13 protein-coding genes are annotated in these 13,744 nt (G+C 58.4%); 5 read left to right on the top strand and 8 right to left on the bottom strand.

The features are described 5' to 3' along the window. Nucleotides 1-306: 306 nt before the first annotated feature. The 4 genes from dapF to EO133_RS12635 are packed head-to-tail and all read left to right on the top strand — an operon-like array spanning nt 307 to nt 4,400. Nucleotides 307-1,176, top strand: a complete 870-nt coding sequence (gene dapF, locus EO133_RS12650; RefSeq protein WP_206513515.1) for a diaminopimelate epimerase — start codon at nt 307-309, stop codon at nt 1,174-1,176. After that, nucleotides 1,173-2,438, top strand: a complete 1,266-nt coding sequence (mtaB, locus tag EO133_RS12645) for a tRNA (N(6)-L-threonylcarbamoyladenosine(37)-C(2))-methylthiotransferase MtaB (RefSeq protein ID WP_127073020.1) — start codon at nt 1,173-1,175, stop codon at nt 2,436-2,438. The genes dapF and mtaB overlap by 4 nt, the downstream gene beginning before the upstream one ends. Beyond that, nucleotides 2,435-3,694: a signal recognition particle-docking protein FtsY gene (gene ftsY, locus EO133_RS12640; protein WP_127073019.1), complete on the top strand. Its 1,260-nt coding sequence runs from the start codon at nt 2,435-2,437 to the stop codon at nt 3,692-3,694. The genes mtaB and ftsY overlap by 4 nt, the downstream gene beginning before the upstream one ends. A 7-nt stretch (nt 3,695-3,701) precedes the next feature. Continuing rightward, nucleotides 3,702-4,400: a septation protein A gene (locus tag EO133_RS12635; RefSeq protein ID WP_127073018.1), complete on the top strand. Its 699-nt coding sequence runs from the start codon at nt 3,702-3,704 to the stop codon at nt 4,398-4,400. A 10-nt stretch (nt 4,401-4,410) separates the two neighbouring features. Here EO133_RS12635 and EO133_RS12630 read toward each other — a convergent pair whose 3' ends face one another. From EO133_RS12630 to ccmA, 5 genes are read right to left on the bottom strand one after another with little or no spacing between them, the layout of a single operon-like run. Continuing rightward, nucleotides 4,411-4,968 carry a DsbE family thiol:disulfide interchange protein gene (locus EO133_RS12630; RefSeq protein WP_127073017.1) on the bottom strand — a complete coding sequence of 186 codons (558 nt, stop codon included), beginning with the start codon at nt 4,966-4,968 and terminating at the stop codon, nt 4,411-4,413. Continuing rightward, nucleotides 4,968-5,129, bottom strand: coding sequence for a heme exporter protein CcmD (gene ccmD / locus EO133_RS12625; RefSeq protein WP_127073016.1), 162 nt, complete (start codon nt 5,127-5,129; stop codon nt 4,968-4,970). Before ccmD ends, EO133_RS12630 begins: the two co-directional genes overlap by 1 nt. After that, on the bottom strand, nt 5,126-5,902 hold the full coding sequence (locus tag EO133_RS12620) for a heme ABC transporter permease (RefSeq protein WP_127073015.1): 777 nt from the start codon (nt 5,900-5,902) through the stop codon (nt 5,126-5,128). The genes ccmD and EO133_RS12620 overlap by 4 nt, the downstream gene beginning before the upstream one ends. Next, a complete protein-coding gene (gene ccmB / locus EO133_RS12615; protein ID WP_127073014.1) occupies nt 5,903-6,565 on the bottom strand; it encodes a heme exporter protein CcmB in 663 nt (220 codons plus the stop codon). Next, the gene (ccmA, locus tag EO133_RS12610; RefSeq protein WP_127073013.1) at nt 6,562-7,206 is read right to left on the bottom strand and encodes a heme ABC exporter ATP-binding protein CcmA; all 645 of its coding nucleotides are present in this window, start codon (nt 7,204-7,206) and stop codon (nt 6,562-6,564) included. The genes ccmB and ccmA overlap by 4 nt, the downstream gene beginning before the upstream one ends. 224 nt (nt 7,207-7,430) lie before the next feature. Here ccmA and acnA point away from each other — a divergent pair, with 224 nt between their 5' ends. Next, a complete protein-coding gene (acnA, locus tag EO133_RS12605; RefSeq protein WP_127073012.1) occupies nt 7,431-10,199 on the top strand; it encodes an aconitate hydratase AcnA in 2,769 nt (922 codons plus the stop codon). A gap of 80 nt (nt 10,200-10,279) precedes the next feature. On the opposite strand, the gene EO133_RS12600 is transcribed toward acnA, so the two are convergent. The 3 genes from EO133_RS12600 to EO133_RS12590 all read right to left on the bottom strand — a co-directional run bounded on the left by EO133_RS12600 (nt 10,280) and on the right by EO133_RS12590 (nt 13,418). Beyond that, the gene (locus tag EO133_RS12600; protein ID WP_127073011.1) at nt 10,280-11,020 is read right to left on the bottom strand and encodes a sulfite exporter TauE/SafE family protein; all 741 of its coding nucleotides are present in this window, start codon (nt 11,018-11,020) and stop codon (nt 10,280-10,282) included. Nucleotides 11,021-11,235: 215 nt separating this feature from the next. Continuing rightward, complete coding sequence (locus tag EO133_RS12595) at nt 11,236-12,033, bottom strand: COG3904 family protein (protein ID WP_127073010.1); 798 nt, start codon at nt 12,031-12,033, stop codon at nt 11,236-11,238. Further along, nucleotides 12,030-13,418: a hypothetical protein gene (locus tag EO133_RS12590; RefSeq protein ID WP_127073009.1), complete on the bottom strand. Its 1,389-nt coding sequence runs from the start codon at nt 13,416-13,418 to the stop codon at nt 12,030-12,032. The genes EO133_RS12595 and EO133_RS12590 overlap by 4 nt, the downstream gene beginning before the upstream one ends. Nucleotides 13,419-13,744 lie beyond the last annotated feature (326 nt).

Here is a 13,744-nt window from a genome sequence, read left to right as displayed (position 1 = left end):
CCTGGCCACCAGACTTTGTGGCAAACAAAAAACGGAGGCCAGCCGCGTCGCCTGCCCTCCGCCTTTTTTGCGCCTCCGTCCCCCGTAAGGCCGCAACCCGAATAGTCAAGTTTATATACATCACTTGAATCATCGCTGGCGAGCAATATTTGCCCTGGTTGCTGATTCAAACAGCAGGCGTCTTTGGCTTGTGTCGGGCGACAAGCCATGGGCCATATATTAAGGTTGACGTGCAAAGGTGGAAATCGGGACGAAACTACGCCATATAGGCCCGATATGATTGCCAGGAACTACGGACCCTGAACCATGAACAGGCCATCGCGCGCCTATTTGAAAATGAACGGATTGGGCAATGATTTCGTTGTCCTTGACGCCCGCGCCGAAGCAATCGCGCTTGGCCGCGAACAGGTGCGCGCAATTGCCGACCGGACGACCGGGATAGGCTGCGATCAACTCATTGTCATGGAAGCCGATAGCGTTGCGGGTGTCGATGTCTTTATGCGCATCTACAATGCCGAGGGTGGTGAGGTCGATGCATGCGGTAACGCCACCCGCTGCATTGCCGGTTATGTCGCAGCCGAGATGGGCAAGGACAATATCACCATCCGCACCAATGCCGGTCTTTTGATCGGCAGGGTCGATGGCGACAGTGTGAGTGTCGATATGGGGGTCCCCCGGCTCGAATGGGATCAGATTCCGCTTTCCGAGCCCTTTGCCGATACAACCGGCATTGAATTGCAGGTTGGGCCAATAGACGCGCCGGTGCTGCATACGCCCTCGGTGGTCAATGTGGGCAATCCGCACGCGATCTTTTGGGTCGATGATCTCGATGCCCATGACCTTGAACGGTTTGGTCCGCTTTTGGAAAATCATCCGCTTTTCCCCCAGCGCGCCAATATTACTCTTGCGCAGGTGCTTTCGCCTGAGAGGATCAGGGTCAAGGTGTGGGAGCGTGGCGCGGGCCTTACGCTGGCCTGCGGCACCGCCGCTTGCGCGACCGGGGTTGCCGCTGTGCGCAAAGGGCTTTCCGGTCGCAAAGTGACGATCGAATTGCCCGGCGGGCCTTTGGATATCGAATGGCGCGAAAGCGACAATCATATCATCATGACCGGCCCGTGGACCCTTGATGGCAATGGAGAAATTCCGGCCTCTTTATTGAATGAGGATGCCGCATGAGCATTGAAACGGTAACATTCGGCTGCCGGCTCAATGCCTATGAGTCCGAGGTCATAAAGACCGAAGCGGCAAAGTCCGGGCTGACAGACGCCATCATTGTCAATACCTGTGCGGTGACAGCCGAGGCGGTGCGGCAGGCAAAGCAGGCTATCCGCAAGGCGCATCGCGATAATCCGGGCCACAAGATTATTGTTACGGGTTGCGCCGCGCAGACCCAGGCCAGAGATTTCGGCGATATGGCGGAAGTCGATCTGGTCATTGGCAACAATGATAAGCTCAGGGCTGAAAGCTATAGGCCCGTCGCCTTTGGCGTGCCGCTTAATGACAAGGTTCAGGTCAACGACATCATGAGCGTGACCGAAACGGCAGGTCATCTTATCGACGGACTTGAAGGCAGGGCCAGGGCATTTGTCCAGGTCCAAAACGGCTGCGATCATCGCTGCACGTTCTGCATCATTCCCTTCGGGCGTGGTCCGTCCCGTTCGGTTCCCATGGGGGTGGTTGTCGACCAGATCAAGCGGTTGGTGGCCAATGGCTACGCGGAAGTGGTTCTGACGGGCGTGGACATCACATCCTATGGTCCGGACCTTCCCGGCGCGCCAAGCCTGGGGACGCTTGTGCAAGCGATTTTGCGCCACGTACCCGATCTGCCAAGATTGAGAATCTCGTCGATCGATTCCATTGAAGCGGACGCCGCGCTCTATGAAGCCGTGGCGAGCGAGAGCCGGCTGATGCCGCATCTGCATCTTTCGCTGCAATCTGGCGATGACATGATTTTGAAGCGTATGAAGCGGCGCCATAGCCGGTTGGATGCGCTCGGGATCGTTCAAAAACTTCGCGCCTTGCGGCCCGATATGGTCTTTGGTGCCGATATCATTGCCGGTTTTCCAACCGAAACCGACGCCATGTTTGAAAATACATGCCGTTTCGTTACCGAGGCGGATCTCACTTACCTGCATGTTTTCCCCTTTTCTCCGCGCGAAGGCACGCCAGCGGCAAAGATGCCTCAGGTTGCAAAGCGGGTGGCAAAGGCGCGTGCCGCGCAATTGCGCGTGCTGGGCGATAAGCAATTGCAAGCTCTGTGCGCATCAAGGGCCGGGCAACTCGAAAATGTTCTTGTCGAGCGCGAGGGCATGGGGCGGACCGAGCAATTTGTGCCGGTTATGATCGATTTCGGCCAGCCCGGCGAGATCGTGCCGGTGCGTATCGAGCGGGCGGATGCCGATATGCTCGTCGCTGAAAAGCAGAAGGTGGCTGCATGAGCGAGAGTGGCAAAAAGCAAGGGTTCTGGAGCAAGCTGTTTGGCACTCCGCCAGCAGAGGAAAAATCCGATGCCCCCGAAGCGCTCGATGCGCGGCGCCAGGCCGGACAAGATGCTGAACCGTCCCACGAGCAAGAAGGGCACGACCCTCGCGATGCGGCGCCGCCGGAAATGCAGGCCGAATGGGTAAAGGCGGGCCATCCCAATCCCCCCGAGCAAGAGCCGCCGGTGCCCGGCGATATCTGGAACCCGCTCGACCAGCCACAGGAAGTGCGGGACAAGCAGGAGCATGGCCCTGAAGTTACTGCCGGCGTCGAACCTGTCGTTGAGAAAAAAGGCTGGTTTGCCCGGTTGAGCGAAGGCCTGAAGCGCTCCTCGGATAATCTCTCCAACTCCATTGGCGCGATCTTTACGAAAAAGAGGCTCGATGAAGATACGCTTCTCGATCTCGAAGATACGCTGATTGCCGCCGATCTGGGGATCGATACCGCAACCTCGATCGTTGAAGCTCTAAGAGCGGAAAAGGTCGACAAGGACGTTGCCCCTGATGAGGTCCGTGCCATTCTGGCACGGGAAGTCGAAAATGTGCTGGGCCCAGTGGCTACGCCGCTGGTTATTGACCAGACCAAAAAGCCGTTCGTCATTCTGATGGTCGGGGTCAATGGTTCGGGCAAGACCACGACGATCGGAAAGCTTTCGGCAAAATATCGCGCCGAGGGCAAGTCCGTGCTTTTGGCGGCGGGCGATACGTTTCGGGCCGCAGCGGTGGAGCAGTTGCAAGTCTGGGGTGAGCGGACCGGGGTTGAGGTGCTCACACGACCCACCGGGGCCGATGCGTCAGGACTGGCTTTCGATGCAGTGCAAAAAGGTCAGGACGAAGGTACCGATATTGTTATCATCGATACGGCCGGACGGCTGCAGAACCGGACCGAGCTTATGGATGAGCTGGAAAAGATTATTCGCGTGATCAAAAAGCGCGATCCAGATGCGCCGCATGCGACACTTTTGACGCTTGATGCAACAACAGGCCAGAACGCTCTTAATCAGGTCGAAATTTTCGGTCAGAAAGCCGGAGTGACCGGTCTTGTGATGACAAAACTCGATGGCACGGCGCGCGGCGGCATTCTGGTCGCCATTGCGCGCAAGTTCGGTCTGCCGATACACTTTATCGGTGTTGGCGAGGCCGTCGAGGATCTTGAACCTTTCGCCGCAGGCGAATTCGCTCGCGCAATATCGGGCGCCGACAGGGAGCACTAGAAGCGGTATGGCACAAACCGAACCGAAGGCTGACAAGAACCAAGAGGTCAATTGGGACGAACTTCGACCCCAGATCATCAAGCTTGCGCTGGAACTGGGACCGCTTGTCGTCTTTTTTATCGTCAATGCGCAAGGCGAGCGCATCCTCCAGACCTTCCCGGTGCTTCAGACCTGGTTCAGCCAGTCGATCATTTTTGCCACGGCGGTTTTCATGGTCGCCATGACGATCTCGCTTGTTCTGTCCAAGATCATCATGAAGCGCATCCCCGTAATGCCGCTCGTTACTGGCGTTGTCGTGCTGGTGTTCGGCGGGATGACGCTTTATTTTCAGGATGCACTGTTTATCAAGCTCAAGCCGACAATCACCAACGTCATGTTCGGTTCGGTGCTCCTGGGCGGGCTTATGTTTGGCCAATCGCTTCTGCGCTATGTCTTTGGCGAGGTCTATAAGCTCAAGGATCGCGGCTGGTATCTTTTAACCCTGCGCTGGGGCATTTTCTTTTTCTTTCTCGCACTCGTGAACGAGGTCGTCTGGCGTAATTTTTCCGACGATTTCTGGGTAGCATTCAAGGTCTGGGGAATCATGCCCATAACCATGATCTTTGCCATGGCGCAGATGCCGATCCTCACCAAATATGCGCCCGAACCGGAAAGCGCCGGTTCACCGGTCAAGGCCGCGGCCGAAGCGGCTCAGACCGAAACCTGATGGATTTGGTTTAAGGCCGCTGCCCGATTGCTTCGGCAATCGCAGGCAGCAACCGTTGCTCATAGCTTTGCGCGGTGATCGGGCCGACATGCTTGAAGGTAATGATGCCCTCGGCGTTGACAACGAAGGTCTCGGGAACGCCGTAAACGCCCCATTCTATGCCAACGCGCCGGTCACGGTCGGCGCCGACGCGGGCGTAGGGGTTGCCAAGCTCGCGCAAAAAGGCGCGGGCATTGTCGGCGGGGTCATCGTAATTGATACCGAAGATTTCGATATCGTCGCGCTCGGCCAAATCCATCAGATAAGGATGTTCATCGCGGCAGGGCACGCACCAGCTTGCAAAGACATTGACGATTTTAACGCCGTTACCTTCCAGATCGGCAGTTGAAAAGCCGTCCAGGTCCAGCCCATCGACGGCTGCAAGTTCAAATTGGGGCACCGGCTGGTTCAAAAGCGCCGATGGCACATAAGATGTATCGCGTCCCATCTGCGTGGCAAAAACACCAACCAGCCCACCAAACACGGCCAATGGAACAAGTGCCAAGGCGATGCGGCCCCATTTGCCCATCAGCGGGTCTCCCGCGCTGCTCTTGCGGCTTCCAGCACCTTGAGATGCGCCTTGGTGCGTTCTGCATCGATACAGGTCCAGGCGATGGCTGCAAGCACCGCCAGGGCGGTGCCTCCATAGGCAAGTGCAATGAATTCCCAATGTTGACCGAGTTCAATCACGGGCGGGCTCCCTTGGCTGCGCGAGCCTGTGCAAGTTCAAGTGAGCGTACGCGGCGCTTTCGCACTTCGGTACGCATGCGCACAAGATGGAGCAACATGAACAGCAAGGAAAAGGCCAGCGTCATTGCAAGCAACGGGGTCAGGATCTCCGGGGCAATGGTCGGACCATCGAGCCGGAATACCGAAGCGGGCTGATGCAGGGTATGCCACCAATCGACCGAGAACTTGATGATCGGGATATTGACGGCGCCGATAAGCGTGAAGACGGCAACAATCCGTGCCGCCTTGAGCTGATCGTCAAAGGCGCGCCAGAGCGCGATGATGCCCAGATAAATCAGCAAGAGCACGAGGGTTGAGGTCATGCGCCCGTCCCATTCCCAATAGGTGCCCCAGGTCGGTCGGCCCCAAAGCGCGCCGGTAAATAGCGCAAGCGCGGTAAAGAGAGCGCCGAGCGGCGCCGCGGCCTTCTGGCTTACATCTGCCATGGGATGGCGCCAGACAAGGGTGCCGATGGCCGAGGCAAACATCAGCGCATAGCAAAACTGGCTCAGCCAAGCCGCCGGCACATGCACATACATCATGCGCACCGTGTCGCCCATCTGGTAGTCGGCGGGCGATCCCCAGAACGCGAGGTAAAGCCCAATGGCAAAAGCGATCGTGCTCAAGCCGGCGAGCGGGATCACGATATGGCGCGACCAGCCCAGGAAAAGGCCGGGATGCGCCAGGCGTGTAAACCAGCCCGGCTCGCTATGGGTTTGTTTGACTTCGCTCATCTATTCCCCGGAAACTCTAAGGGCCAGTGCCGCCGCAAACGGGGTCAGCGCGACGCTTGCCAAACTCAATGCTGCCAGAAACAGCCCGGCCTGACTGGCGGCGCCAAATGTATCGTCGCCCATCATGCCAGCCCCGAAAATAAGCACAGGCAGCGTCAGCGGCAAGATCAATACGGGTGCGACAAGTCCGCCGCGTTTAAGACCGACCGTTACCGAAGCGCTCAGGGCAACAAAGGCCGAGAGGGCGGGCGTGCCCAGCAAAAGAGCAAAAAGGGCCCGTCCCAGCATTGTCATGTCCATTCCCAGCATCACTGCGAGAAACGGGGTCGCGGCCATAAGCGGCAAGCCGGTCAAAATCCAGTGAATGGCCAGCTTGGCCAGAACGATCGCTTCAAGCGGGATCGCCGCATGATGAAAGGCGATCAGAGAACCATCCTCGAAATCGGCACGAAACAGCCTGTCATGGGTCAGCAACTGGGCCAGCAGGGCAGCCACCCAGACAATCGCTGGCGCCAGACGGGCCAATAGGGGCGTATCGGGTCCTATAGCGAAGGGCACGAGAATGCCAACGCTGATAAAGAGCAGTAAAAGAGTCAGAAGGTCTCCGCCCTGGCGCAGCCCTAACCGCAAGTCACGCAAAAGGATAGCCTTTAGCCCCTTCATAGGGTGAACTCCGAAAGGGTTTTTACCTTCACGTTCGGTTCGCGCTCTATACCAAGAGCCAGATGCGTGGCGATCACGGCAAGACCACCGGCGGCCAAATGGGCACCGATCAGCGTTTCCACCCAAAGGCTACCTTCTGCGTCGAGGGCGGACGTTGGCTCATCAAGCAGCCAGATCGGTCTGGGAATGGCGACGAGCCTTGCCAAAGCGAGACGCCGGGTTTGCCCGGCCGAGAGCACTGAACAGGAAAGGTGTTCAAGCCCGGAAAGGCCAGCGGCGGCAATGGCGCTGTCCAGGATCGCTTCATCACCGTCATAAAGTGCGGTCCAGAACGCGAGATTTTCCCTCACCGTCAGCCCGCGCTGGATGGCTGGCAAATGGCCAATCAGGTGCATCTGACTATCCGCGGCCTCTTCTTTTCCGAGGCCAAGCCATTGAATTTCACCGCTTTTTATCGGAAGTTGCCCGGCCAGCGCCAAAAGGGCAGAACTTTTTCCCGCACCGTTTGCGCCTTTGAGCACAAGTGCCTCGCCCGGCGTTAGCATTGCCGAAAGATTCTCGAACAGATCAAACTCGCCACGTGTTAGCGTGACGTTATCGATCCTGAGGCTGAGTTGAGGCAGGCGGGGTGTCGCATCCATGCCAACACTCCTAGTGAACCTTATTGAGCACTGGCAAGTGTAATCTGGATTCATTATAGAGAAGGCGAACCTGATCCGGCCGGGAGGAGAACTCGATGGCCGGTTCGCTCTGCCCCGGTGGCGCCCGGAGGCCAAGCCCGATTTCGATCATGGGCACTGGTTTAATGGTCCGGTCGTTTGCGGGGGTACCTTTGAACCCTTTTGATAAAGAACAGGCGGATCGCGTGACAGACACATCCAACAGCTTTAACGCCAAAACCTCACTTTCCGTTGGCAATAAGTCCTATACGATCTATTCGCTCGCCGAGGCTGAAAAGAACGGGCTGGAAGGCATTTCCCGCCTGCCGCACTCGCTGAAAGTGGTTCTGGAAAATCTCTTGCGTTTTGAAGACGGCCGCACGGTCAAGGCAGAGGACATCACAGCCGTCAAAGCCTGGCTCGACAACAAGGGTAAGGCCGGTCACGAAATCTCTTATCGTCCGGCGCGCGTTCTCATGCAGGATTTCACCGGCGTTCCTGCCGTCGTCGATCTTGCCGCCATGCGCGACGCGACAGCGAAACTTGGCGCCGACCCGCAAAAGATCAATCCGCTCGTGCCCGTAGATCTTGTCATCGATCATTCGGTGATGGTGGACTATTTCGGAACGCCCGGCGCGTTCGAGCAGAACGTGGCACGCGAGTATGAGCGTAATGGTGAGCGCTATGAATTCTTGCGCTGGGGCCAGTCCGCGTTTGAAAATTTCCGCGTTGTGCCTCCCGGAACCGGCATCTGCCATCAGGTGAACCTCGAATATCTTGCCCAGACCGTCTGGACCAAGCAGGAAAATGGCGAGGAAGTCGCTTACCCCGACACGCTTGTCGGCACCGACAGCCATACCACCATGGTCAACGGCATGGCCGTTCTGGGCTGGGGTGTTGGCGGTATCGAGGCGGAAGCAGCCATGCTCGGCCAGCCGATTTCGATGCTGATCCCGGAAGTCATAGGCTTCAAATTCACCGGTAAGCTGCCGGAAGGCACAACAGCGACCGACCTTGTGCTCCATGTCACCGAAATGCTGCGCAAAAAGGGTGTTGTGGGCAAGTTCGTCGAATTTTATGGCGCTGGCCTGTCCAACCTTTCGCTCGAAGACAAGGCGACGATTGCCAACATGGCGCCCGAATATGGCGCAACCTGCGGCTTTTTCCCAATCGATCGCGAAACCATCAAATATCTCAACGATTCGGGCCGTGAACCGGATCGCGTTGCGCTGGTTGAAGCCTATGCCAAGACGCAAGGCATGTTCCGCGCCGACAATGATGAAGATCCGATCTTTACCGATTCGCTCGAGCTTGATCTTGCCACCGTGGTGCCCTCGCTCGCTGGCCCCAAGCGCCCGCAGGACCGCGTTGCGCTGACCGATGCTTCGACCGCCTTTGTCAAGGCGCTCGAGGAGATTACGGGTGGCCGCAAGGACACCAAGGACATCCCCGCTGACAAGGTAGAATCGCGCTATGTCGATGAAGGCGCGACCGGCGTCCACGACACCCCCGAGGACAATGATTCCGACACCGGCTATGCGGTCAATGGCGCCGACTACAGGATCAGCGATGGCGATGTCGTGATCGCTGCGATCACCTCCTGCACCAACACATCGAACCCCTCGGTGCTGATCGCTGCCGGTCTTGTCGCCCAAAAAGCCCGCGCCCTGGGCCTTAAACCCAAGCCATGGGTAAAGACTTCGCTCGCACCGGGAAGCCAGGTCGTGACCGAATACCTTGAAAAATCGGGCCTTCAGGAAGAGCTGGACGCGATGGGTTTCAACACCGTCGGCTATGGCTGCACGACCTGCATCGGCAATTCCGGGCCGCTTGATGAAAACATCTCGAAATGCATCAACGATAACGATCTGGTCGCCGTTTCGGTGCTGTCGGGCAATCGCAATTTTGAAGGCCGCGTCAATCCCGATGTCCGTGCCAATTATCTGGCCTCGCCGCCACTGGTCGTTGCCTATTCGCTGCTTGGCAAGATGACCAAAGATATCACCACCGAGCCGCTCGGCACGGGCAAGGATGGACAACCGGTATATCTCAAGGATGTCTGGCCCTCCTCTCGGGAAGTTGCAGACGTTCTGCGCTCGGCAATTTCGGTCGATATGTTCAAGCGCCGTTATGGCGACGTCTTTAAGGGCGATAAGCGCTGGCAGGAAATCAAGGTCGATGGCGGAGAAACCTATAAGTGGAATTCGTCCTCGACTTATGTTCAGAACCCGCCCTATTTCGAGGGCATGACGATGGAACCCGAGGCAATCACCGATATCGAGGACGCCCGCGTGCTCTCGATCTTCCTCGATTCCATCACCACCGACCACATCTCACCGGCTGGATCGTTCAAGGCCGGAACGCCGGCCGGCAAGTATCTCGTCGAGCGTCAAGTCAAGCCCATCGATTTCAACTCCTATGGTGCCCGCCGCGGCAACCATGAAGTCATGATGCGCGGCACCTTCGCCAATATCCGCATCAAGAACCAGATGCTCGACGGCGTTGAGGGCGGCTTCACCAAATCGCCATCGGGCGAAGTGACCCCGATCTATGACGCGGCCATGGAGTACAAGGCCAATGGCACGCCCTTGGTGATCTTTGCCGGCAAGGAATATGGCACCGGCTCCTCGCGTGACTGGGCGGCCAAGGGCACGACGCTTCTGGGCGTCCGCGCTGTCATTGCCCAGAGCTTTGAACGCATCCACCGCTCGAACCTGGTTGGCATGGGCGTTTTGCCGCTTATGTTCGAGGAGGGTACGTCCTGGCAGAGCCTTGGCATCACGGGCAGCGAGACGGTTTCGATCAAGGGCCTTTCCAATATCGAACCACGCCAGACGCTCGAACTCGACATCACTTTTGCCGATGGCAAGAAGGAAGCTGTTCCGGTCCTGCTGCGCATCGATACGCTGGACGAACTCGAATATTACCGCCACGGCGGCATCCTGCATTACGTCCTGCGCAACCTGGTTGCATAAGCGATAGATTGCGCAAATCCGATAAAAGAAAAGGCGGCTTCCGGGCCGCCTTTTTTGTTGGGCGTTACACAGCCCGAATGTCAGAGCCCGAGCAGCATCTTTGCGCCGATCAACCCCAAAAAGATAAGGATCATCTTGTCAAAGGCGGCAGGCGAAAGCTTTGACGCCAACCATTGGCCGACGGGCATGAAGATCGCGATCGGGATCAGCGCCAATGTGCCCTGCAAGAGCGCGGTAGGCGTCAAAATGCCTGCAATCCAGAGCGAGGGCGCTTGCACCAACGCCAGCATCATGAACATGGCCGATACTGCATAGACATGCGGATCGCGCGCAAAGCGCATGGCATGGATGAAGGTCACACCGATCGGTGCGGAAATGCCGGTTGCGCCATGCAGAAGTCCTGCCCCCAGTCCTGCTGGCAGCGCACCTTTCATGGCCGCTTGTGGGCCGACGACAAAGTGGGGCTTGGAGAGCCGCAGGACCAGATAACCGATCAGGAGCGCTCCAAGCGCTAGGGTCAAACCGCGTTCGGGCGCGGCGGTCAAAAACCATGTGCCGCCCACAACCCCGATAGCGCAAGTTGCCAGCATAGGGGTGAGAAATGCCATCCGGTCGTCGGTGCGCTGGTCGCGAAAGCGCCAGACCTGCCAGGCATTGGAAACCAAAATCGGAATCAGCAGAACGGCTACCGATTGCTGCAAACCCAGAAAACTCGTCATGAACGGAATGGCGATCAGCGGCATTCCCATGCCGGTTGCGCCCTTTGAAATTGCGCCAGCGCCAACGGCGGCAAAGATGATGGCGAGTGTGGTGATATCCATGAGCAGGGCAGGTCCGGTCGAAAGGCGGGCGCAAAAAACGTGTGACAGGCCTTCGATAAACTAAAATGTTTGTGCGGAGCAAGCCCGGAACGCCGGTAGCCGGTTTTCCGATCTGAGCCTATTCTGTTTTGATTGAATCAAAACACCGGCTCCAGCTCTTTATTTTATCGCGCTTTTGAACCGAATAAATGGAAACCATTTACTCTGGAAGCACTCTAGGGGGACGTCAGGCGGTAATCGGCCATTTCCTCGGTGGTCAGGTAATAGAGCCTGTTCGGCGGCGTTTCCAGTGCATGCACCCAAAGTCTGGTGTCGATGTCCATATCGGTCAGATGCCGCACGATACGCGCGGTTGTCGACTGCGCATCGCTCATGGCCTGAGCGGGAGCAAGCGAGGCGGTATCTGCGGGCGCAGCGTAAATCTGATGCACGCCGACCGAGGCGCCAGGATCGGTCGTTCTGATGGTTCCGCTGGCCAGAAGCAGCGGACAGGAGGAAGCGCAGAGGCTGCCGGTTTCAACTTTTGTCGCAAAACCCGCTTGCCGGATCATGCGGCCCATAGAGAGAGCGTCTTCAACCGAACCGCCGGGGGAATTGAGCGCGATGGTTTCGATATAATCGCCGCGCATCTCCAGCTCTGTTGCCAGTTTTTCCGCGCTGCCAGGCACGATCATACCGGTGAGATAGAGTGTGCCACCTGGCCCCAGTGCCAATTCAAGCGGGCTTGAAAGCACCGTTTCGGGTGTGGTTACACGCTCGGTCGGCCGATAGGCGGGGTTGTCCGGATCGATATCGGGCCGCTCGACCGCCGGCAGGACCGGGTTTGCGATATTGGAGGGATCGACAAAGGCGTCGGCACGATTGAGTTCGAGATAATCGAGGGCCAGAATGCTGATTGTGCCCGCCAGCATTGCAAAAAAGGCAAGGCGCAGGATCGCGCCATCATCGACTTGCGCCAGACGCGCGCGCATCGATGGCTTTTTCGTTGTGGGCTGGCTTGCCGAAAGCGTCATGAGCGTGCGGGGCCATCTGAGCGTTTGCGCGGATTAAGCCGCGGTAGAGGGGTCACGGTGTCGTCATTGGCCTCGCGGGTCTCGCTTTCACCGCCATCATGCGCCTCGGTATCGGTTTCGGCGACCTCTGGCTCTCTGGCCGGATTGTCTTCCGGCGCGTCTGCGATTTCCTCGACTTGTTTTTGCTCGCGCGGCATTGATGCCAGCATCTGATTGTGCAGCGCGACCGCTCGCATCATATCGGCAGCGGTCAGGCTTTCGGCGTCATCGAGCGAGGCCGCGTCGCGGCGCATGGCGCTATGGGCAACAGCCAGAAGCAGCACCAATACGACAGGCAGAAGGTCAATGGAAATCGCCCCGGCCCAGGAGGGCAGGAAGTCCGATGCGTAGCGCAGGACCGCCTCGGCAGTGGAAAGTGGGACGAACCGGCGCGGTTCAACTGCAGGTTGGCTCAGAATCTCATCGGCCGCCTGCGCGAGTGCTGCGGACTGAGCTTCAACCGATGAACGGATATTGGCCATCGCCTGGTCCTGACGGAAAACGAGCGAGGCGCTTTGCCCGTCTGCGACCGGTGCGATGAAGCCCAGGGACAAATCTTCCGCTGCCCGGCGGACCGAGGGCGCCACCGATGTTTCCTGCAAGGCGGCGATGACGCCGGTGAGATTGACAAGTTCTTCGGCAAAGCGGTCGGCCCGTGGTTGCACAGGCCCGGATGCAGAGACAAGCTCTCGCATTGCGGCAAGATGCTGGGTACCGGTTTCAAAAAGGTCGGCGACGCGCCCTTGCGAGGCGGTGATCGAATTGCCAAGCGCCGTCAACTGGCTCGACATCTGGCTCAAAAGCTGCACAACCGAACCGGCGCCTGCCGCGCCGGTGAGCGCGCCGCCATCGCGCTCCTGTGCCGCAAGCGTAGAAAACCGTTCCGAGGCCCGCTGCACGTCTGGCAGAAGCGATTGGGCCGAAAGCGCATTGGCGTGAGCCTGATCGAGATCGCCTGCGAAATCCTCCAGCGTTACCGCCATATGCTGCTCAAGCGCTGCCGAGCCTGCCAGCGCCGCGGCATTGAGCCAGGAACTCATGGCGATGATCATTACCGAGCCGAGCAGCATCACCGCGATCATGACCAGCCTCTGGCTCATCTCCCGCATCAGCGGCAAAAGCCGCATCATATAGCTCCAGAAGACATAGATGCCGACCGAAACGGCGGCCGAGTAGATGATGGCGGCGAAAAAGACGAAATTGGCGTCGCCATCGAGAAGGCCGCGCACACCGAGATATGTATAAACGCCGGAGGCCAGCGCGAGCACGGCCAAAGCGAAACGGGTAGTGGTTTCAAGGCCCTTGACGGTTTGGCCGATACGGGCAGCGGTGGATTGGCTTGGCATCGGGCAGATCGGCTCCAGACCGGGTGAAGTGTTAAAGAGAGCTTAACAGAGAGAACCCGGCGAAATCGAGGCTAAATGTTTGGCTGTGCCTGCCGCTCGCTATCTGCGCATGGCTCACGCAGGTTCTTCTTGTCTCACGGCGCGTACCACTGCGGGGATGACGGTCCTAAAGCCGGACCTATCCTCTTCGTTGCGCCTGCGACAGCGCGGCGCAAAAGTGCGCCGGGCTCCTCGCTGCGCTCGTCGGTTTCGGGCAATTCCCAAGTCGCCACGCGACAGGCCGTGTGCACGCACCCCACGCTCGCTTCCCCGGGCGAAGACCCGGG

The organism is Pelagibacterium lentulum (assembly GCF_003992625.1).
GTDB classification, from domain to species: domain Bacteria; phylum Pseudomonadota; class Alphaproteobacteria; order Rhizobiales; family Devosiaceae; genus Pelagibacterium; species Pelagibacterium lentulum.
Note: the sequence above shows the minus strand (reverse complement) of the source record. Positions and strands in the feature narration are given on the sequence as shown.

Excerpts from the sequence above, each read along its gene's own strand:
- ccmB (WP_127073014.1), bottom strand. The coding sequence starts at position 6,565 with ATGAAGGGGCTAAAGGCTATCCTTTTGCGTGACTTGCGGTTAGGGCTG.
- ccmA (WP_127073013.1), bottom strand. The coding sequence starts at position 7,206 with ATGGATGCGACACCCCGCCTGCCTCAACTCAGCCTCAGGATCGATAAC.
- dapF (WP_206513515.1), top strand. The coding sequence starts at position 307 with ATGAACAGGCCATCGCGCGCCTATTTGAAAATGAACGGATTGGGCAAT.
- ftsY (WP_127073019.1), top strand. The coding sequence starts at position 2,435 with ATGAGCGAGAGTGGCAAAAAGCAAGGGTTCTGGAGCAAGCTGTTTGGC.
- mtaB (WP_127073020.1), top strand. The coding sequence starts at position 1,173 with ATGAGCATTGAAACGGTAACATTCGGCTGCCGGCTCAATGCCTATGAG.
- EO133_RS12620 (WP_127073015.1), bottom strand. The coding sequence starts at position 5,902 with ATGAGCGAAGTCAAACAAACCCATAGCGAGCCGGGCTGGTTTACACGC.
- EO133_RS12635 (WP_127073018.1), top strand. The coding sequence starts at position 3,702 with ATGGCACAAACCGAACCGAAGGCTGACAAGAACCAAGAGGTCAATTGG.
- EO133_RS12600 (WP_127073011.1), bottom strand. The coding sequence starts at position 11,020 with ATGGATATCACCACACTCGCCATCATCTTTGCCGCCGTTGGCGCTGGC.
- EO133_RS12630 (WP_127073017.1), bottom strand. The coding sequence starts at position 4,968 with ATGGGCAAATGGGGCCGCATCGCCTTGGCACTTGTTCCATTGGCCGTG.
- EO133_RS12590 (WP_127073009.1), bottom strand. The coding sequence starts at position 13,418 with ATGCCAAGCCAATCCACCGCTGCCCGTATCGGCCAAACCGTCAAGGGC.
- EO133_RS12595 (WP_127073010.1), bottom strand. The coding sequence starts at position 12,033 with ATGACGCTTTCGGCAAGCCAGCCCACAACGAAAAAGCCATCGATGCGC.